This window comes from Actinocrispum wychmicini (assembly GCF_004345645.1).
Taxonomy (GTDB): Bacteria; Actinomycetota; Actinomycetes; order Mycobacteriales; family Pseudonocardiaceae; genus Kibdelosporangium; species Kibdelosporangium wychmicini.
Genome location: NZ_SLWS01000001.1, coordinates 520,484 through 539,641, shown reverse-complemented (window position 1 = coordinate 539,641; position 19,158 = coordinate 520,484). Strand labels below are relative to the sequence as shown.

Genomic DNA, 19,158 nt, shown 5'->3' with positions numbered 1-19,158 from the left:
GTTCGTCAGCGACGGCTGCTGGTGCTGTCCGGGGTGTAGTTGCCCCGCGAGTCGACGTGCCCGTGCTCGACGTCGGTCCACTCGTCCTCGCCGGTGTGCTGGCCGATCGTCACGTCGCCGGTCGGGTCGATGATCGTCACCACGTCGGCCTTGCCGTCGCCGTCCACATCGGTGAACGCGATGGTGGTGCCGTCGGACTCCTTCTCCACCACGGTGTCCTTCACGCCGTCGTGGTTGATGTCCAGGGTGGCGTGGCCGGCGTCGACGTCCTGGCTCTGGCCGGGCACGTCCACCGTGATGTCCTCGCCGTCGCCGCCGCTCGACGAGCCGCTGCCGGACGAGTGGCTGCCGGTGCCGGTGCCGCCGGTGCTGTGGTGGTCGCTCGCGCCGGTGCTGTGGCCGCCGGTCGAGCCGCCGCCGGCCTCCTGGCCGGTCTTGGGGTCGACCGCGACCCACTCGCCGCTCTGCTCGTCGTAACGCGCCGCGCCGACGACGTTGCCGTGGTCGTCCACCTCGACGGCGACGTCAGCGGTGCCGTCGTGGTCAGTGTCGGAGAAGGCGACCTGGTGACCGTCGTCGGTCTGGACGACGGCGGTGTCGTTGTGCCCGTCGTGGTCGAGGTCGTAGTTCTCCTGGACCTCGTACTGCTCGCCATCGACGTTGACGGTCAGTTCGTCGGTGCCGCCGTGCGTGGTGCTCGAGTGGTCGGTCGTGTCGTCGTACACGGGTCCCCCTAGTCGGAGTCTCTGCTGGTTTCAAGCGATTGGACTGTCAGATGGCCGCCGCGGTTCCCTGCGCGGCCGATGAGTCACCGCCAGGGGTGCTCACGCGGACCTTAGCCGATCTGATCAGGGCCAGCAGCGTGTCCGCGGTTTCCTTCCCCGATTCGACATCCGCGAGCTGTTTGTTCACCACCTGCAGCCGCTTCGACCGCTCGGTCGCGCCCAGCCGCATGGCCTTGTCCACCTCGCGCAGCTCCTCCTCGATGGCGCCGATCCGCCGGCCGAGCGCGTCGTCCAGGGCCAGCGACAGCTCCTGCTCGGCCTGGATCAGCTGGTCGGCGACCATCTGGTCCAGTGTGGACCGGGCGTCCGCCATCGCGTCGGTCAGCCAGGTCTTCATGTGCTGCTTCTCCTGGGCGTGCTTGCGGGTCTTCGCGATCCACCAGCCCGCGCCAAGGCCGAGCACGATGGTCACCGGCGCGACCACCACCCCGAGGGTGCCGGCCGCGGCCGCGCCGAAGATTCCCAAGGGGAGGGTCGCCAGCTTGCCCAGGCCGACGCCACCGGAGACGCCCATCATCACCATGAGCTTGTCCTCGGACGTGGCCGGCTTCTTCTCCGGCGTGCGCAGCACCACCGGCGGGTGTCCGGCGCGCGCGTACTGCGCCTGCAGGACAGCGAGTTCCTCGCGGGTGAACAGGTCTTTCAGGACGGTGTCGCCGATCTTGTTCAGCCGCATGCCGACCGAGTTGCTGATCCGCCTGGAGACCACCTGCAGTGCCGCGTCGACGTCGGCGGGCAGCTTCGCCAGCGCGTCCTTGTCGGCGGCGTCGATCGCCTGTCGGAACCACGTCTGCATGTCCCGCATCTCGCGGCTGACCTCGTGGGTGTTCTCCATCCGGCAGCGCTGGACCTCGGTCCGCATCCGCACCTGCCAGCCGCGCGTCGACGACTTCCGTTCGGCGGTCAGCTCCTCCTTGCGCTCCCGCAGCACCTTCGCCTCGTCGGCACCCGTCGTCAGCGCGCGGACCTCGGCGGCCAGCCGCACCTTGACCTCGTCCAGCGACGTGCCGATCGCCCGCAGGGTGTTGGCCTCGGCGAGCATCGCGGCCTTGCCGATCACCAGCTCCTGCAGCGCCCCGGCGAGCAGCGGCAACCCGGAGCGCTCCCGGAGCATGCCGCCGGCGTCCGGGTTCGGCGCCTTCGCGGCCATCTCGTACATGCGCGCCGACACCGGGTAGAAGGTCGAGCCGGCGAACCGCGGCGCGTGCTCCTTCAACAGCGCCTCGTCGGCTTCGAGCACCTGCCGCCAGCCGCGGTACGCATCCACCTTGGACAGCGCGAAGATGATCGTCTCCACGCGATCGCCGACGTTCTTCAAGAAGTTCAGCTCGCCGACGGTGAACGGCGCCGACGCGTCGACCACGAACATCAACGCGGTGGCACTCGCGGCGGCCTCAAGGGCCAGCTCGCCGTGCACGGAATCCAGACCGCCGACACCGGGGGTGTCCACGACGGAGATCTTGGACAGCAGCTCGACCGGGCCGTCGACCTCCACGTACCGCGGCGGCAGCTGGCCCTCGGGCAGCTCGTGCCCGGCCGACACCCAGTTGATCAACTGGTTCAGCTCGACCGGCACCGGCGCGAGCTGGCCGGGATAGCAGGCGCGGGCCGTCCACTCGTCGGCGTGCCCGAAGACCAGGTACGTCGCCGTGGCCACGTCAGCGTCCACAGGGGACAGTCCCGGCTGGTTCAGCAGGGCGTTGACCAGGGAACTCTTGCCGCGGTTCGTCTCGCCGACGGTCACCACGGTCGGCTGGCGGCGACGCCGGCCACGCAGGTCCTCGACCCACCTGGCCGACTCGGGCGCGGTGTCCCGCAGCAGGTCGAGCATGACCTCGCGGTGCTGCGCGACCTGCTTGGGCAGGCTCAGCGGCTGCTTGGTCGGCGTGCTCATGACTGCTGCGCCTTGTACACGATCACGATCGGCGCCCGCAGCAGTTGGCCGCGGTCCTCGAAGCCCACCACCTCGGTCTCGGCGACCAGGCCGTCCTGGGCGGCGTCCCCGGTCGGGACGGTGCCGCCCGCCTCATGGTGCGCCGGGTCGAACACGGCACCGTCCGGCCGCAGCGCGGACACGCCGATCCCGGCCAGGCCCTGTTCCAGGCGTTCGACCACGCCGGGGCTGCGGGCGCGGTCCAGGGCGTACAGGCAGAGCTGCACCAGCGCCTTGCGCTCGGTCAGTGCCTGTTCGAGCAGTTCCTCGGTCACGTCCGGCTCCGACGGCTCCTCGGCCGGGACGGTTCCGTCGTCCAGGTCCGCGATCATCTTGGCGCTGACCTCGACGGTCTGGTCCGAGTGTCCAGGGTTCTCAGGCGGATTGTCCGGTGTGGACTGTGCGGGCCGTCGAAAGAGCGAAGCCACCGTTCGATCACTGCCCCTTAAGTTGCTGCCAGATAAGGAAATAAGCCCGGTGCACGACGTGCGCCACCCGGCTCTGCGCCGGCGTCGCGCCGAACGACGCGAAGGACCGCCACCAGCCGGCCCGCTCCAGGGAGTACGCGACCAGCTCGCCGGTCGGGCGGCCGGTCATGGCCAGCTGTTCGCCGACGTCCGCGCTGCCGCCGACCCGCAGCACCTCCTCGGCCAGGTCCTCGGGCATGGCCACCGCGCCCGACGTCACCAGCGTCAACGCCTCCAACATCCGCAGGGCGTGCGCCTCGGGCTTGGCCAGCAGCACCTCGATGGCGTCGTGCACGCGCTGCCGTTCACCTGGATCCCCGGACGCCTGCGCCAAAGCGGTCACGGACGCCAGCGCGGCTGCGGCCTTGATGCCGTCCGCGCGGGCGCGGAACACGGCGTCGAGCCGGGACCGCACACTGCCCAGTCCCGAAGCGTCGAGAAGCTTGCGGCGCAACGCACCCGCGGTCAGCTCAGGCTCCGCACGCAACGCGTCGACCGCGTACTGGATGCCGTAGAGGTCCAGTTTCTCCAGCAGTTTCACGCGGGTGCCGCTCGGGACGTCACACTCCCAGGTCGCGAAGATGTCCGCGGCGACCATCATCATCTCCCAGCTCACGTCGTCGAGCTGGGCCAGCTGGCGCAGGGCGTCCGCGTCGGCCGAGGTGAACCCGCCGGACTCGGCGGACTCGGCGAGCAGGCCGATCACCGGGATCACGTCCGCCACCCGGGGCTTCAACGTCAACGCCTGCTTCTCGGCGAGCAGGGTCGCGGCCTTCCACACGTCCCCGTCGGACCCGGTGACGGACTCGGGCGCGATCGTGTCGGCCTTGTTGAGGACCGCGATCGCGTTCACCGGTCCGGCCTCACGGCTCGCGGTCGCCGCGGTGAACGCCGCGAGCGCTTGCTGATCGTCGGCCCGCACGCCCTGCGTCACGACGTACAGAACGGCCTCCGCGCCCGCCACGGCGTTGCGCGAGGTGTCGTCCAGTTCGTCGGAGCCGTCCTCGTCGGGCTTGCTGTGCTTGGCGGCACCCAGGAGCTGCTCGGTCCGGGCCACCGACGCGGCGTCCAGCGAACCGAGGCCGGGGGTGTCGATGACGGTCAGGTCCCGCAGGACGGCGTTGGTGAGATACGCCTCCAGGTGGGACACCTCGTCGAAGTTCACCTCCAGGGTGGCCGGGATCATGCCGCCAACGTCGAACGGCAGCACCTGCTTGCGGCCGTCGGTGAAGACGACCTCCACCCGGTCGACCGTGCCGTACTGGAACCGGGTGACCAGCCGGGTGCACTCACCCACGTCGGTTGGTGCCACCCGGCGCCCGATCAGGGCGTTGACCAGGGTCGACTTGCCCGACTTGATCCGGCCGGCGACCGCGACCTGCAACGGCGCGGACAGCCGGCGCAGCACCTCCCGGAAACCCGCGGCCGTCCGTGCCGACACCTGCGGCTGCAGGCGGACGCACAGGTTGGCCACCGCTGTCGACAACGGCCCAGCCAGATGCTGTTGCTGATCAGTCGCCGTGGTCACACTTCACCCCTCAGGTCGTCCGACCTGAGCATATTGCCCCCACGGTCGGACCGGCGGTCAGCCTGCGGAATGACGCCGACGGGTTGAACCGGAGTTTAGGCTGGTGGGGTGCGACGGCTGAGTCTCTGGATGCGTAAGCACCCGACGTTCGGGGACAGCCTTATCGCGCTGTTGCTCCTGGTGATGGAGTTGCCCGCGTTGCTCGGCGACCTCACACCCCAGCCATGGCTGCTGTACGTGGTGACCGACGCCCTGATCATCGGGCCGATCGTGATCCGTCGACGGCACGCCCTGCTGTCCTGTTACCTGGTGCTCATCGCCGGCGCGTTCCAGCTGTTCACACAAGGACCCGGCGACGAGAACGTGGCCCGCGCGGCGGACATCGCCCTAGGCATCGCGCTGTACACGATGGTGGTCTACGTCGGCCGCCGCAAAGCTGCCGTGTACGCGGTGTGGGCGTTCCTCGGCACCGCGTTGTGGGGCGTCTGGCGGGTGAAGCCGAGCAACGGCATGTGGCTCGCGATGATCGTGGTCCTGGTGGTCTTCGCGTTCTGCTGGGTGCTGGGCGAGTTCGTGGGTGCCCGGCGGGCGTACCTCAACGAGATGGAGCAACGCCTGCGCCTCCTGGAGTCCGAACGCGATCACCAGGCCAAGATCGCTGTCGTCGAGGAACGCGCACGGATCGCCCGCGAACTGCATGACGTCGTCGCGCACGCGGTGAGCGTGATGGTCGTCCAGGCCGACGGCGCCGGCTATGCCATCAGCACGAACCCCGAGCTGGCCGAACGCGCTGTGAAGACGATCTCCTCGACCGGCCGCGAGGCGCTGACCGAACTACGCAGGCTGCTCGGTGTGCTCCGCTCCGAGGACAACGAGCACGAGCGCACCCCGCAGCCCAGCACGAACTCCCTGGACGACCTGGCCGAACGGGTGCGCCTGGTCGGCCTGCCGGTGCGGCTGCGGATGAAGGGCGAACTCGACGGCCTCCCCGCCGGCATCGGACTCGGCATCTACCGGATCGTCCAGGAGGCGTTGACCAACACCCTGAAGCACGCCGGCGCCGGCGCCTCCGCGCAGGTGAAGGTGACCCGGAACGGCGAGAACGTGGAACTGGACATCACCGACGACGGCTTCGGCACCCCGCACCAGCTGGTCGGGATCTCCGGCGGCAACGGCCTGATCGGCATGCGGGAACGCGCGAACGTCTTCGGCGGCAGCCTCGACGCCGGCCCCCGCCCGGGTGGTGGTTGGCACGTCCACGCGGTCCTCCCGATCCAGGGGACCTAGGTTGGGCACATGATCAGGGTGGTGCTGGTCGACGACCAGGAACTGATGCGCGTCGGCTTCCGGATGGTGCTCGGCGCCCAACCGGACATGGAGATCGTGGGCGAGGCGGGCGACGGCGAGGCAGCCGTCCGGCTCGCCGCGGACCTGAGGCCGGACGTGGTGCTGATGGACGTCCGAATGCCCGTGCTCGACGGCGTCGAGGCCACCAAGATGATCACCTCGGCGGGCACCGCGAAAGTCCTCGTGATGACAACGTTCGACCTGGACGAGTACGCGTTGAGCGCGCTGAAGAACGGCGCCAGCGGGTTCATGCTGAAGGACACCCCGCCGGACCACCTGGTCGCGGCCCTGCGTTCGGTCGCGAGCGGCGACGCGGTGGTGTCACCGAGCGTGACCCGCCGGCTGCTGGACCGTTTCCTCGGCACCACCGGCGGCGAACTGCGCGACGCCTCAGTCCTGGACGCGCTGACCGAGCGGGAACGCGAAGTCCTGGTGCTCATCGCCCAGGGACTGTCGAACACCGAGATCGCGCGGAAACTGTTCCTGTCCGAGGCCACCGTGAAGACCCACGTCGGTCGTGTCCTCGCCAAACTGGACCTGCGCGACCGGGTGCAGGCGGTGGTGTTGGCCTACGAGACAGGTCTGGTGCGTCCCGGCGAGGCGTGACTCAGCGGTACCTGCCGGCGTCCGCCGTGGCCGCGTCCTCGCCTGTCAGGTAGATCTCGTCGAACCACCTGCCCCAGTCGGGCTGGGTTCCGTCGAGGTCCTTGAAGCCGTACTCGCGCATCAGTTCCCACGATGACAGTGACCGGCCGGCCCAGCGGCGCACGTGCGGGTCCTGGGCCAGGGCCGCGACCGCGCGGCCCACGTAGCGCGGTGACTCGGCCATGGCGAAGTGCGGGTCCTGGACGATCGCGTCACGCCAGGTCTCCTCGGTCACGCCACGGCCTTCCAGCATGGCTTCCGAGCGGATGTAGCCCGGTGTCAGTGCCAGCGTGGTCACTCCGAGCGGCGTCAGTCGGGTGGCCATGGCGTGGGCGATTCTCCTGATGCCGGACTTCACCAGGTAGTACGGAACCGACACGCCGTGATAGGTGTCGTCGTCGCCGTCGGTCACTTCGACCACCAGGCCGGAACCCTGCCGCACCAGCACGGGTAGCAGGCCGTGCAACGCCGTCAGGTGTGATTCCAGGCCGTTGCGGACGACCTGCACCGCGGTGTCCAGGTCGGCCTCCCAGAACGGCTTTTCGTGCTCCACGAAGGGATCTCCGCCCCAGACGTCGTCCACCAGCACGTCCAGCCGGTCGAGTCGGGCGCGTAGCGCGTCCACATCGGACTTGACGGTGAAGTCGCAGCGGACCGGGATTCCCTTGCCGCCCGCCTCGGTCACCAGGTCCGCCGTGTCCTCAATGGTCTCCGGACGACCCATTGGGCTGGCCGAGTCGCGCGTCGTCCGACCCGTCACGTAGACCGTGGCGCCGATCGCGCCCAGCTCCACCGCGATCCCCCGACCGCATCCCCGGGTCGCGCCGGCGACCACCGCGACGAGCTCAGGCATCTTTCCTCCATCCGTCCAGCACCGTGTCGATGTCCGTGGTGAGCCGGTCCACCAGGCTGCCCCGCGGGCGGATCGACCAGTCGACCGCCGTTCCGTTCGCCAGCGAGACCAGCAGGCGGGCCGCGTGCGGCGGCGCGCCCGGCAAGTCGTGCAGTAGTGGGGTCAACTCGGCCACGAGGGTCGCGAACAGCTCGGCGAGCAGCGTCCGCAGTTCCGGGTCGGCCAGGTCGACGGCGAACTGGCCGATGTTGCGCGAGGCCGCCGCCGGGTCGTCCAGGTCACCGAAGAAGGCCACGAGCGCGGCCCGTGGACCGCCGGGCGCGGCCGCGCGGACCACGTCAACCGCACGGGTGATCGCCGCCTGGCTCAGCGCCTTCAGCAAACCGTGCTTCGAACCGAACCGCTGGGCCACCGTGCCCACCGAGACACCCGCCCTCGCGGCCACGTCGGCGATCGTGAAACCCGGCCCTTTGTCGTTGATGACCTGCGCCAACGCGGCCAGCAGCCGGTCGTCGGTGATCGTTCTCGGGCGTGCCACACCATTAGTGAATCACAGTTCATTAACTGGTGCCAGCCCTACCCCTGTCAGGGTGACGTAGGGGTCCTCACCGATCGCGGACGACTGGAAAGTGGGTCACCCTACGACCTTGAGCTGACCTGTACGTGGCACCTCGGGACGACGCGGTGGGACCGGCCCGACCGGCACCATTGGGTCCAGTTCGGGGAGGGTATCCGTCTTTCACCTAGGAGCGGCGATGATCGAGGCAAGGGGCCTCACCAAACGGTATGGGAAGACCCTCGCGGTCAACGATCTGTCCTTCGCCGTTCCACCAGGCCGGGTCACCGGCTTCCTCGGCCCGAACGGGGCCGGGAAATCCACCACCATGCGGATGATGCTCGGCCTGGACAACCCCACCGCGGGCCAGGCGCTCATCGACGGCAAGACCTACCGGGAGCTGCGCCACCCGTTGCGCAAGGTCGGCGCGTTGCTGGACGCCAAGTGGGTACACCCCAACAGGTCGGCGTACGCGCACCTGAAGTGGATGGCCGTGTCCAACCGGATCCCGATCAGCCGGGTCGACGAGGTGCTGGAGGTCGTCGGACTGAGCGCGGTGGCCGGCAAACGGGCCGGCGGCTTCTCGCTGGGCATGTCCCAGCGGCTCGGCATCGCCGGGGCGCTGCTGGGCGACCCGGAGGTGCTGCTGTTCGACGAGCCGGTGAACGGCCTCGACCCAGAAGGCATCCTCTGGATCCGCCGGTTCATGCACCGGCTGGCCGACGAGGGCAAGACCGTGTTCGTGTCCAGCCACCTGCTGTCCGAGATGTCGTTGACCGCACAGGAGCTCATCGTCATCGGCCGCGGCAAGCTGATCGCGCAGAGCAGCACCGAGGAGTTCATCCACGCGGCGACCGAGAACACCGTCAAGGTGCGCAGCCCGCACCTGAGCAAGCTGCGGGACGCGATCGCCCGCGAGGCCAGCGCCATCCGTGACGAAGCGGACGCGCTTGTCGTGTCCGGCATGGACAGCGCCCGGATCGGCGAGATCGCCGCGGCCAACCAGCTCGTCCTGCACGAGCTCAGCCCGCAGCGCGGCTCGCTGGAAGAGGCGTTCATGCAGCTCACCGGCGACTCCGTCGAATACCACACCGATCTCACCGAGGCGGCCGACCAGCTGATGGATGTGACCCGATGACCCTGCTCGCCGTCGAACGGATCAAGTTCTTCTCCACCCGGTCGCCGTGGTGGTGCATGGCACTGGCGCTCGCTCTCGTGGTCGGCTTCGGCGCGCTGATGGCGGGCACGTCCAACGACATCGACTCGGTCAACGTGCCGAGCACGCAGTTCGGCTTCACCTTCGGGATGGCCGTGATCCTGGTGCTGGCCGCGTTGGCGATCACCACCGAGTACCGGTTCAACACGATCAAGACGACATTCCAGGCGGTGCCCAACCGCACGTCGGCGTTGCTGGCCAAGACCACGCTCGTCGCGCTGGTCACCGGTGTTCTCGGCGAGCTGGCCGCGTTCGGCGCGTGGGGCATGGCCAAGCTGCTGCGGCCCGGCGCCGACCTGGCGATCAACAGCGCGGCCGACTGGCGCAACGTCGCCGGGACCGGCCTGGTGACGGGGCTCGCCGCGGTGGTCGCGATCGCGGTCGGCACGCTCATCCGGCACACCGCCGGTGCGGTGTCCGTGCTGCTGGCGTACTCGCTGATGGTCGAGAAGCTGATCCAGCTCATCCCGACCGCCGGTCCGAAGATCTACCAGTGGATGCCGTTCAACGTCGCCAACCGCTTCCTGACCGGCAACCCGGACCTGTCGCCCGAGCTCGCCGGGGGTGGGCCGTCGATGTCGACCTCCACGTTGGACCCGTGGTGGGCACTGGCCTACTTCGCCGCCTTCGCGATCGTGATGCTCACCATCGCGGTCTCGGTGGCCAAGCGCCGGGACGCCTGAACCGAAAGAACCATCGGCGCGTCTCGGGGACACGCCGACTGGGGGAACGAGACCGGAGCCACCTGTCGGGGGGTGGCTCCGGTTCGTGTTTCCGGGACGCGAACGGCAAATGTCCTTACGGGAAGCAACTGTTGGCCCGATCACGGACGGTTGCGATCACCCCTCGGACTTGCGAGTATGTAACGAAGCGATCTAGCGCATGCGGCCCAGTTAAGACCACGTTAAGAGGCTGTGAGGTGGCGCACACGCCGCGGACAACGATGTTCGACTAGCGCTTGATCGATGTTGACCCCGTCACGAACCATCGGAGGTGGACGTTGACGGTCGCTGACTTGAGCGCGCCGACCGGACAGCCGGAGCCGGCATTGCCGACCAACCACAACGGCGGTGCTAACGAGAACGGCCGCAGAGAACTACGAGTGGAGCCGATGATCGCGCTCGAATGGTCACAGGCCATCGAGCCGCACGCCGTGCTCTCATCCATCGCGTCCGCGGTCAGACCGTCGGAGACACGTCGGGCGTGGGTTCACCGCGCCCCCGAGGACCAGGTGCTGACGTTGTACCGCAGCGCCGCCGAAGTGGACCCCGAACTCCCCGCGCCGTGGTGGCTGCGGGCGCTCGCGGCCGGGGCGCTGAGCTCCCGGTCAGAGGGTTTCCTGTTGGAGGACCGCGTCGGCAAGCTGCTCGACGCGCGTCCTGGCTGGGTGTTCGTACCGTGGAGCACCGAGGGCGACACCGGGTACTGGGAGTACATGCCGTCCGAACGCCGGGTCGACGGTCCGGCGATCCCGACCACCCTGATCCTGACCGACCGGCATCCCGGTTGGCTGGACATCTACCCGGTGCACGGCACCGGCAAGACACCGGACCCGCTCGCCGTGCGCGGGCTGGCCGACCTGCGGGCCAACCTCGCCCGCTGGGAGTCGGTCTTCTAGTGCCCTGAACCGGACCTCCGGTTCAGGGCACTAGGTTTCGTTCGTGGAACAACAGCTACACAGGCGCTCTGTCGTCAGCTACGTCCAGCGGGGCGGACGGATGACTGTCGGCCAGGAGCGGGCATGGGAGCGGCACTGGTCGCAGCTCGGGCGTGACGTCGTTGAGCTGCCATCAGGGCCGCTTGACATCTCCGGCTGGTTCGGCCGCACCGCGCCGGTGATCATGGAGATCGGCTCCGGCATGGGCGAGACCACGGCCAAGCTCGCGTCGGCCGTGCCGGACAGCAACTATGTGGCTGTCGAGGTGTACCAAGCGGGACTGGCGCAGTTGATGATGCGGGCGACCGAGCTCGGGTTGGCCAATCTCCGCCTGCTGCGCGGAGACGCGGTCGTCCTGCTGACCGAGCACGTCGCGCCCGACTCGCTGGCCGAGGTCCGGCTGTACTTTCCGGATCCCTGGCCCAAGAAACGGCACCACAAGCGACGGATCGTCCAGCGTGAGTTCGCGGCGCTGGTCGCGTCCCGGCTCGTCCCGGGTGGACGGTTCCACATGGCGACCGACTGGGAGCACTACGCGGAGCACATGTCGGCGGTCTGTACCGCGGAACCGTTGCTCCGGAACGTCCACGCGTCGTGGGCGCCTCGGCCGGAATGGCGGCCGGTGACCAAGTTCGAGTCGCGCGCGCGTACCGAAGGCCGGGTCGTCCGCGACCTGATCTTCGAACGGAGACACCCTCAGTAGTCCGACCGTTCGCGGCAGTACCCGTCCAGGTAGTTGAGCCGACTGGGGCGAACGGCCGATAGCACACACGTGACCGCCCTGCGTTCGTTATCCAGCCACATTCCGACCCCGCAAAGCGGGCTCCCACCCCCACCTCCTGATGAACTGCTTGACGCGGCCGCGGAGTTCCTGCACCGCTATCACTCAGCCCGGCCACGGGCCGGCCATGTGCGGGCCCGGCTGGCCGCCGTCCGTACCCAGGTCCTGTCGACCGGGACGTACCAGCACACGCGTGGTGAGCTGGCGTATGGCGCGCGAATCGCGTTGCGCGCCTGCGGTGTCTACCTCGGCGGCATCCCGTGGCGCGACCTGCTGGTCCGGGACATGCGGGCCACGCATGAAGCCGCGCAGGTCGCCACCGGGTGTGTCCAGCACCTGCGTCTCTCCGCGGGCAAGGGCCGCGTCCGGCCTGCGGTGACGGTGTTCGCGCCGGACAGTCCACGACTGATCAACGAGCAGGTCATCCGGTACGCCGGATACGCCCAGCACGGCCAGATCATCGGGGACCGGCGGCATGTCGCATTCACCGAGACGGTCCGCAGGCTGGGCTGGCGTCCGCCGACCGCGCGCAGCGCGTACGACCTGCTTCCGTTGGTGATCCGGGATTCCGAACACGGTGTCCGGCTGTTCGGGGTCCCCCGGGACGTGGTGCGTGAGGTGCCGCTCGAACATCCGGCGTTCCCCTGGTTCGTGCGGCTCGGCCTGCGGTGGCACGCGGTCGGCGCGCGGTCGCAGCAGCTGTCCATCGGCGGCGTGCGGTATCCGGCCGTGTTCAACGGGATCTACACGTCCTCGGCCATTGGCGCGGAAGCACTTGGCGACGACCGGGGATACGGGTTCGGTCGCGTGATCGCCGAACACCTCGGGCTGGACACCGCCGACGAGGGATCGCTGTGGCGAGAACGTGCCGCTCTGGAACTCGACCGGGCGGTACTGCACTCGTTCGGCGCCGCGGGGGTGAGCATTGCGCCCCGCGACGCCCAACCGATTCCGCAGCACACCGACCGCTATTCCCCCACTTTCCTGGGGTAACTTCCACGGCATGCGTCAACGGCTCCATGCTCCGATCGTTCTGCCCTGTGACCCCGCGTGTTCGGTACTGCGGGACGCCGTTGTGGACATTGAGGAAGACGGCCGGATCGGGTTCGTCGGACCGGTCAGCGAGGCGCCCGGCGAGGCGGTGATCACCGCACTGCCTGGAATCCTGCTGCCAGGACTGATCAACACGCACGCGCACACGCCGATGACCGTGCTTCGCGGGATGGGCGGCGACCTGCCGTTGCTGCGGTGGCTGCAGGACGTCATCTGGCCGGCCGAGGCCCAGTTGACCGCCGCGGACATGTACGCGGGGATGCTCCTGGGGTCGGTGGAGATGCTGCGCGGCGGCGTGACGACGAGCCTGGAGATGTACTTCCACCTGGACGAGCTGGCGCGGGCGGTGCTGGAGACGGGCGCGCGGGCGGTGCTGACCGGCGGGATCATCGAGGCGCCCGGGTTCCAGTGGCGCAAGCTGCTCGACGTCATGAACGGCCTGATCGACTCGCACGGCCTGCGCTACGGGCCGGGCGACCGGATCGAACTGGGCTACGGACCGCATTCGGCGTACATGCTGTCGCCCGTGGTGTTGACCGAGATCGCCGAGGCCGCGCACTCGCGGAACGCCTTGATGCACATCCACGTCGCCGAGGCCGCTCTTGAGGACGTGGCGGTGCGGGACGCACACGGTTCGGTGCCGAAGTTGTTGGCTTCCATCGGGTTCTTCGGGGGACGCGTGGTGGCCGCGCACAGCGTCCATCTGTCCGAAGCGGACATCGCGTTGTTCGCCGAGCACCGCGTCGGGGTCGCGCACTGCCCGGGTTCCAACGCCAAGCTGGCGTCCGGGATGGCGCCGGTGCGGGCGCTGCGGGACGCCGGTGTCGCGGTCGGGATCGGCACCGACGGGCCGGCCAGCAACGACGACCTGGACCTGTGGGAGGACATGCGGCTGGCCGCCATGTTCACCCGTCTATCCACAATGGACGCAGCCGCGCTGGTCGCGGCCGACGTGCTGCTGATGGCGACCAGAAGCGGCGCGGCCGTGCTCGGCCGGGACGACATCGGTGCGCTCGAGACCGGCCGGTGGGCCGACGTCGTGCACGTGTCCCCGGACGCGCCGGCGTTCGCGGGCGGGCTGGACGTGCCCGACGCGCAACTGCTGTCCAACCTTGTCTGGGCCGCCGGCGCGCGCCAGGTGCGGGACGTGTGGGTGGCGGGCGACCAGGTGGTCAGCGAAGGGGAGACCACGATGGTCGACCGGGCCGAGGCGCAGGCCATGGCCGGGGCCGTCACCCAGCGGCTGCTCGCGGCCGGATGACCAGTTCCGTCGGGTGCGCGTCGCCGGGTGTGGTGATCGCGTGCAGCACGGCCGCGGCGACGGTCTCCGGGCTGAGGTAGTCCTCGGGCCGGAAGTCACCGCCTTCGGCCGTCCGCACCTTCCGCTGCATCTCGGTCGCGGTCCGGCCGGGGAAGACACTCGTCACCCGGATGTCCGGTTCCTCGGCACGCAGGACGTCGGCGTACGCGCGGAGAGCGAACTTGCTGGCCGCGTACGCGCCCCAGTTCGCGTTGGCCCGGATGCCCGAGCCTGAGTTGATCAGGATGACGTGGCCGTTCGCGCGCCGCAGCTGCGGGAGCAGCACGCGGGTCAGTTCGGCGACGGCGACCACGTTCAGGTCGAACGTGTCCCGCCAGGTCTGGACGCTGTGGTCGGCGAGCGGGGCCAGCTCGACCGTGCCGGCGCTGTGCACCAGCACGTCCAACGTCTCGATGTCCTTGGTCAGCTCTGGGAACGAGTCGAAGTCCAGCAGGTCCACCGGCCACGGCCGGCCAGGCCCAGCCACCGGCCGGCGCCCGCCCAGCCACACATCATGAGTCGGGGCCAACACCCTGGCCACCGCGCCGCCAATGCCACCGGAAGCGCCCGTCACCATCGCCGTCTTCGCCACGCGACCAAACTACTTGCTCTCGAGCGGCTTGTTGTCCTTGTCCCGGGCCGTGTACGCCTTCGGCAGGCGGTCCGACGCCATCTGCACCATCAGAACCGCGAAGTCCTGCGTCCGGCCGAAGGTGTACGCCTGCCGATAGCCGTCGCCCTCGCCGCGGCGCACCAGGATGTTGTCGACCTGCGGTCCCGTCACGAACACAAAGACGCCCGGCGTGTCCGTGTCCGGGATCTGGGTCTGCGACCAGAACAGCGACTTGCCGGCCGGCTTGATCGGCTGGCACGTCGCCGCCCCCTGCTGGTTCGGACCGTTGACCGGGCCGCCCTGCGTGACGACGGCGTAGCACCACGCGGGACCGCCGAGAGATTCCCTGTTCACGACGTACCCGACGATGCTCCTACCCTGTTGCAGGTTGTCCAGCCAGGTGGGCGGGGTCAACAGCGTCTCGCCCGGGATGCTCTGGTAGCTGTAACCGTTCACCTGGGGGAAAGTCTTCACCGGCGGGCTGGCCGACGACTCGGAGCTTTCCGGCGGGGTCGCGGTGGGGATGGCCGCGTGGTCCACCGGGGCGGACGACCGGGAGTTGAGGATGATCACCGGGATGGCGACGAGCGCGACAACTGCCGCCGCCACCGCCGCAAGGAGCGCCGGCCGAAGGCGCGTTCGACGACTTTTCAGAGCCAGCCGTCGCTCCTGTTCGGCCCAGGCGTTGTGGCTCGGTGGCACCTCCCCGGCCATGTCGGTGAGTGCCGAGCGCAGCCGGCGCTCCAGCTCGTCCATCACCCTTCCTCCAAGTGCTTGCGCAGGTTGTTCATCGCGTGCGACGTGGTCGCCTTCACCGTCCCGACCGCGACCCCGAGGGTCTCGGCGATGGCGGCCTGGTCCAGGTCCAGCCAGTAGCGCAGCACAAGTACTTCCCGCTGTCGGCGCGACAGCTTGCCCAGCGCCTCCCTGATCCGTCCATGTTCTTGTTTGGCGAGGGCGTGTGCCTCCGCCGACAACTCGTCCAGCAGAACATCCGGCGGCGTCCGCCGCACCACCTTGAGGTGCCGCAGCCGCGAACGGCTGAGATTCACCACCATCGCCCGCAGGTACGGCAGCGCCTTCGAGTCGTCGTACAACGTGTGCCAGCGATCATGCAGGCGGACGAACGCCTCCTGCGCGATGTTCTCCGGGTCGTCCGCACCCAGTAGGTACGCGAGCCGCTTCATCGCTTCGAACGACTCTGTGAACAGCGCGGAGAACGCTGCCATGCCGGACGTCCCGGTCATAACCGCTCTCACGTGAACCTGACGCCTCACCTCCCGGGAAGGTTTACCCGTCCTCCATCCGTGGATAGGCCGGCGCGGCCCCCAACAGGGAGTACGCGGCCGGTGCCGCCGGCGAATCCAGCTGGACCGAGAACACGGTGAACTGGTCGCCGGACATCCGGGTGCTGGCCGTCACCAGGCCGCCCTCGGCGCGCCTGACAATGGTCCGTTCGATCGGCCTGGCCGCCACGTACACGTAAACGCCCTGGTAGTGGGCGCTCTGCACAGGCATCTGGGCCATCAGGTACCTGCCGTTCGATGGCGGCTTCATCGTCGCGCACGTTCGCATTTGTGCGGCCGACCCGTTGATCACCGTGCCCAGGCTGGTCGGCTGTTGCACCGAGCACACCATCCGATGCCCGTCCGAGCCCTGCACGGTGTACACGTACGTGACCAACTCGACGTTCCCCACCCGTTCGTCGAGCAGGCTGAACGGCTGGGTGAGGACGACCTCACCGGGGCTTGGCTGGTAGGTCGGCGCGGACCGGCCGTCTCTCTGCGGCGCGTTCGGCGTGAACGACGTCGCGGGCGGCGACGGCTGAGCCACAGTCAGCTCAGGCCCGCCATGACCGTTCGCGACCAGGAACGGGACGAGAACCAACGTCACGGCGACGGCCGCCGCGGCCGCGAGGATCGCCGGCCGGCGTCGTGCCCGCCGGCTTTTCCTGGCCAGCCGACGCTGGTGTTCGACCCAGGCGTTCGGGCTCGGCGGCACCCCCTCGGCCATCTCGGTGAGAACCGAGCTCAGCCGCTGCTCCAGCTCGTCCATCACGCCTCCTCCAGGTGCTTACGGAGGTTCGTCATCGCGTGGGACGTGGTCGCCTTCACCGTGCCGACCGCCACACCCAACGTCTCGGCGATCGCGGCCTGGTCCAGATCCAGCCAGTAGCGCAGGACAAGGACTTCCCGTTGCCGCCGGGACAGCTTGCCCAGCGCCTCCCTGATCCGCAGGTGCTCCTGCCGGGCGAGCGCGTGCGCCTCCGCCGACAACTCGTCGAGCATCACATCCGGCGGCGTCTTGCGGACCACCCGCAGGTGCCGCAGCCGGGACCGGCTGAGATTCACCACCATGGCCCGCAGGTACGGCAGCGCCTTGTTGTCGTCGTAGAGCGTGTGCCACCGGTCGTGCAGGCGGACGAACGCCTCCTGCGCGATGTTCTCCGGGTCATCGGCGCCAAGCAGGAACGCGAGTCGCTTCATCGCCTCGAAGGACTCGTCGAACAGCGCCGAAAACCCAGCCATCGCGTCCATTCTGGACGGTCCGGCCACGGAGCCGGCAACCACCGCTCTCACACGCCGACGACGTCCCCGAACGAGCGACGGTTTAGTAACGCCGACTTAGGGGTGACTCACGACTCAAGCAGCACACCCGGGTCGAAGGAGAGCGGAAACGGCAACTCGGTCTCAAACTGCTGGCCGGAAAGGGCCTTGGCGTGCATCACGTACTTGTCGCCATCGAGCCTCAGGAGCTCGACATGGGCGTCGTACTTGTTGATCTCCACCCGCATGAAGTAGGGAACGCCCGCGTCAGCGCACAGGGCGGGTTTGTCGAGCCGATCCCGGCGACGGCTGGACGGCGAGACAAACTCGACCGGCATCAACACCCTGTCGGCAGGCACCCAGGTCAAGCCCTTGGTCGGCGCATTGAGGACCGTGAGATCAGGCTCGATCCAACGGTTCGGATAGAACCCCATGTTCACCGCCGAGTAGGCGCGGAATCCCGCGGCACGCGCCGGTTCGATCAGGAGACTGCCGAGTATCACAGTCGCATAGCTGTTCGGGGTGCCCTCACGGGGACTCATGATCAGGTAGCCGTCCAGGCACTCGTACTTGCCGATCATCGGCACATTCGGAAGTGGCAGGTAAAGCTCGGCAAGCTCGGTGTTCCACATCCCGTAGAACTCGACGAGCGGGTCGAAGTCGGGCGCGAAGGCCTCAACCGCCATCATCCACCTCCCAGTTCCATGCTCAGATTGTGCCGTATGTGGGGCCAGCGTGCTGGCCCCACATCCGTCGTGACTCAGCCTTCGACTTCGCCGCGGATGAACTTCTCCACCGCTTCGAACGCCTCCGAGTCCGAGTACTGGATCGGCGGGGATTTCATGAAGTAGGAGGAGGCGGACTCGATCGGGCCGCCGATGCCGCGGTCGAGGGCGATCTTGGCGGCGCGGACCGCGTCGATGATCACGCCGGCCGAGTTGGGGGAGTCCCAGACCTCGAGTTTGTACTCCATGTTCAGGGGGACGTCGCCGAAGGCGCGGCCTTCCAGGCGGACGTAGGCCCACTTGCGGTCGTCCAGCCAGGGGACGTGGTCGGACGGGCCGATGTGTACGTCCGCCTTTTCCATCTCGTGCGGTACCTGCGAGGTCACCGACTGGGTCTTGGAGATCTTCTTCGACTGGAGGCGCTTGCGCTCCAGCATGTTCATGAAGTCCATGTTGCCGCCGAAGTTCAGCTGGTACGTCCGCAGCAGCTCGACGCCTCGGTCCTCGAACAGTTTGGCCAGCACGCGGTGGGTGATGGTGGCGCCGACCTGGGACTTGATGTCGTCGCCGACGATCGGGACACCGGCCGCGCGGAACTTCTCGGCCCACACCGGGTCGGAGGCGATGAACACCGGCAGCGCGTTGACGAAGGCCACGCCGGCGTCGATCGCGCACTGGGCGTAGAAGCGGTCCGCTTCGTCCGAGCCGACCGGCAGGTAGGAGACCAGCACGTCGGCGCCGGATTCCCGGAGCACGTTCACCACGTCGACCGGCTCCTCGTCGGCCTCGGTGATGATCTCGGAGTAGAACTCGCCCAGGCCGTCCATGGTGTGGCCGCGCTGCACGGTCACGCCGAGCGGGGGCACGTCACAGATCTTGATCGTGTTGTTCTCGCTGGCCACGATGGCTTCGGACAGGTCACGGCCGACCTTCTTGGCGTCCACGTCGAACGCGGCCACGAACTGGACGTCACCGACGTGGTACTCGCCGAACCGCACGTGCATCAGGCCGGGCACGCGGGTGGCTGGATCGGCGTCGCGGTAGTAGTGGACGCCCTGCACCAGCGACGCGGCACAGTTCCCGACGCCGACGACAGCCACTTTGACGCTTCGGCCCATGCCGGTTCTCCTTCTCTTTCTGGCTGGTTCAGGGG

General features: G+C 68.7%; 21 protein-coding genes. 8 read left to right on the top strand and 13 right to left on the bottom strand.

The window, feature by feature from the left end; translation table 11 throughout:
• Positions 1-5: 5 nt before the first annotated feature.
• From EV192_RS53595 to EV192_RS02630, 4 genes are read right to left on the bottom strand one after another with little or no spacing between them, the layout of a single operon-like run.
• Positions 6-725 carry a DUF6802 family protein gene (locus EV192_RS53595; RefSeq protein ID WP_165960181.1) on the bottom strand — a complete coding sequence of 240 codons (720 nt, stop codon included), beginning with the start codon at positions 723-725 and terminating at the stop codon, positions 6-8.
• A gap of 46 nt (positions 726-771) precedes the next feature.
• A complete protein-coding gene (locus EV192_RS02640) occupies positions 772-2,679 on the bottom strand; it encodes a dynamin family protein (protein WP_132110697.1) in 1,908 nt (635 codons plus the stop codon).
• Positions 2,676-3,146, bottom strand: coding sequence for a nucleotide exchange factor GrpE (grpE, locus tag EV192_RS02635; protein ID WP_243726591.1), 471 nt, complete (start codon positions 3,144-3,146; stop codon positions 2,676-2,678). The genes EV192_RS02640 and grpE overlap by 4 nt, the downstream gene beginning before the upstream one ends.
• A gap of 7 nt (positions 3,147-3,153) precedes the next feature.
• Positions 3,154-4,713, bottom strand: a complete 1,560-nt coding sequence (locus tag EV192_RS02630; protein ID WP_165960180.1) for a dynamin family protein — start codon at positions 4,711-4,713, stop codon at positions 3,154-3,156.
• Positions 4,714-4,842: 129 nt separating this feature from the next.
• Between EV192_RS02630 and EV192_RS02625 the strand changes: the two genes are divergently transcribed.
• Both EV192_RS02625 and EV192_RS02620 read left to right on the top strand, forming a co-directional pair.
• Positions 4,843-6,000: a sensor histidine kinase gene (locus EV192_RS02625; protein ID WP_132112897.1), complete on the top strand. Its 1,158-nt coding sequence runs from the start codon at positions 4,843-4,845 to the stop codon at positions 5,998-6,000.
• Between the two features lie 9 nt (positions 6,001-6,009).
• Positions 6,010-6,666 (top strand): response regulator, encoded by a 657-nt coding sequence (locus EV192_RS02620; RefSeq protein WP_132110695.1) that lies wholly within the window; start codon positions 6,010-6,012, stop codon positions 6,664-6,666.
• A 1-nt stretch (position 6,667) separates the two neighbouring features.
• Here EV192_RS02620 and EV192_RS02615 read toward each other — a convergent pair whose 3' ends face one another.
• Together EV192_RS02615 and EV192_RS02610 are read right to left on the bottom strand one after the other, a co-directional pair.
• The gene (locus EV192_RS02615; RefSeq protein WP_132110693.1) at positions 6,668-7,558 is read right to left on the bottom strand and encodes an SDR family oxidoreductase; all 891 of its coding nucleotides are present in this window, start codon (positions 7,556-7,558) and stop codon (positions 6,668-6,670) included.
• On the bottom strand, positions 7,551-8,096 hold the full coding sequence (locus EV192_RS02610; RefSeq protein WP_132110691.1) for a TetR/AcrR family transcriptional regulator: 546 nt from the start codon (positions 8,094-8,096) through the stop codon (positions 7,551-7,553). Before EV192_RS02610 ends, EV192_RS02615 begins: the two co-directional genes overlap by 8 nt.
• Positions 8,097-8,313: 217 nt before the next feature.
• On the opposite strand from EV192_RS02610, the gene EV192_RS02605 reads away from it, so the two are divergent.
• From EV192_RS02605 to EV192_RS02580, 6 genes are all read left to right on the top strand, one after another.
• Positions 8,314-9,252, top strand: coding sequence for an ABC transporter ATP-binding protein (locus EV192_RS02605; RefSeq protein WP_132110689.1), 939 nt, complete (start codon positions 8,314-8,316; stop codon positions 9,250-9,252).
• A complete protein-coding gene (locus EV192_RS02600; protein WP_132110687.1) occupies positions 9,249-10,013 on the top strand; it encodes a hypothetical protein in 765 nt (254 codons plus the stop codon). The genes EV192_RS02605 and EV192_RS02600 overlap by 4 nt, the downstream gene beginning before the upstream one ends.
• Positions 10,014-10,441: 428 nt before the next feature.
• Entirely contained in the window at positions 10,442-10,948 is a 507-nt protein-coding gene (locus tag EV192_RS02595; RefSeq protein ID WP_132112895.1) for a hypothetical protein, read from the top strand.
• 100 nt (positions 10,949-11,048) lie between these two features.
• Positions 11,049-11,690: a tRNA (guanosine(46)-N7)-methyltransferase TrmB gene (gene trmB, locus EV192_RS02590; RefSeq protein ID WP_243726590.1), complete on the top strand. Its 642-nt coding sequence runs from the start codon at positions 11,049-11,051 to the stop codon at positions 11,688-11,690.
• Positions 11,691-11,759: 69 nt separating this feature from the next.
• Positions 11,760-12,761, top strand: a complete 1,002-nt coding sequence (locus EV192_RS02585) for a nitric oxide synthase oxygenase (RefSeq protein ID WP_165960179.1) — start codon at positions 11,760-11,762, stop codon at positions 12,759-12,761.
• Positions 12,762-12,771: 10 nt separating this feature from the next.
• Positions 12,772-14,082, top strand: coding sequence for an amidohydrolase family protein (locus tag EV192_RS02580; RefSeq protein ID WP_132110681.1), 1,311 nt, complete (start codon positions 12,772-12,774; stop codon positions 14,080-14,082).
• On the opposite strand, the gene EV192_RS02575 is transcribed toward EV192_RS02580, so the two are convergent.
• The 7 genes from EV192_RS02575 to EV192_RS02545 form a co-directional block, all read right to left on the bottom strand.
• Positions 14,054-14,698, bottom strand: coding sequence for an SDR family oxidoreductase (locus tag EV192_RS02575; protein WP_132112893.1), 645 nt, complete (start codon positions 14,696-14,698; stop codon positions 14,054-14,056). The genes EV192_RS02580 and EV192_RS02575 overlap by 29 nt on opposite strands.
• Positions 14,699-14,722: 24 nt before the next feature.
• Positions 14,723-15,490, bottom strand: a complete 768-nt coding sequence (locus EV192_RS02570; protein WP_132110679.1) for a hypothetical protein — start codon at positions 15,488-15,490, stop codon at positions 14,723-14,725.
• Positions 15,490-15,981 carry a SigE family RNA polymerase sigma factor gene (locus tag EV192_RS02565; protein WP_132110677.1) on the bottom strand — a complete coding sequence of 164 codons (492 nt, stop codon included), beginning with the start codon at positions 15,979-15,981 and terminating at the stop codon, positions 15,490-15,492. The genes EV192_RS02570 and EV192_RS02565 overlap by 1 nt, the downstream gene beginning before the upstream one ends.
• 43 nt (positions 15,982-16,024) lie before the next feature.
• Positions 16,025-16,789, bottom strand: a complete 765-nt coding sequence (locus EV192_RS02560; RefSeq protein ID WP_132110675.1) for a hypothetical protein — start codon at positions 16,787-16,789, stop codon at positions 16,025-16,027.
• Positions 16,789-17,262: a sigma-70 family RNA polymerase sigma factor gene (locus EV192_RS02555; protein WP_243726589.1), complete on the bottom strand. Its 474-nt coding sequence runs from the start codon at positions 17,260-17,262 to the stop codon at positions 16,789-16,791. The genes EV192_RS02560 and EV192_RS02555 overlap by 1 nt, the downstream gene beginning before the upstream one ends.
• Before the next feature lie 107 nt (positions 17,263-17,369).
• Complete coding sequence (locus EV192_RS02550; RefSeq protein ID WP_132110673.1) at positions 17,370-17,966, bottom strand: Uma2 family endonuclease; 597 nt, start codon at positions 17,964-17,966, stop codon at positions 17,370-17,372.
• A gap of 74 nt (positions 17,967-18,040) precedes the next feature.
• The gene (locus tag EV192_RS02545) at positions 18,041-19,123 is read right to left on the bottom strand and encodes an inositol-3-phosphate synthase (protein WP_132110671.1); all 1,083 of its coding nucleotides are present in this window, start codon (positions 19,121-19,123) and stop codon (positions 18,041-18,043) included.
• Positions 19,124-19,158 lie beyond the last annotated feature (35 nt).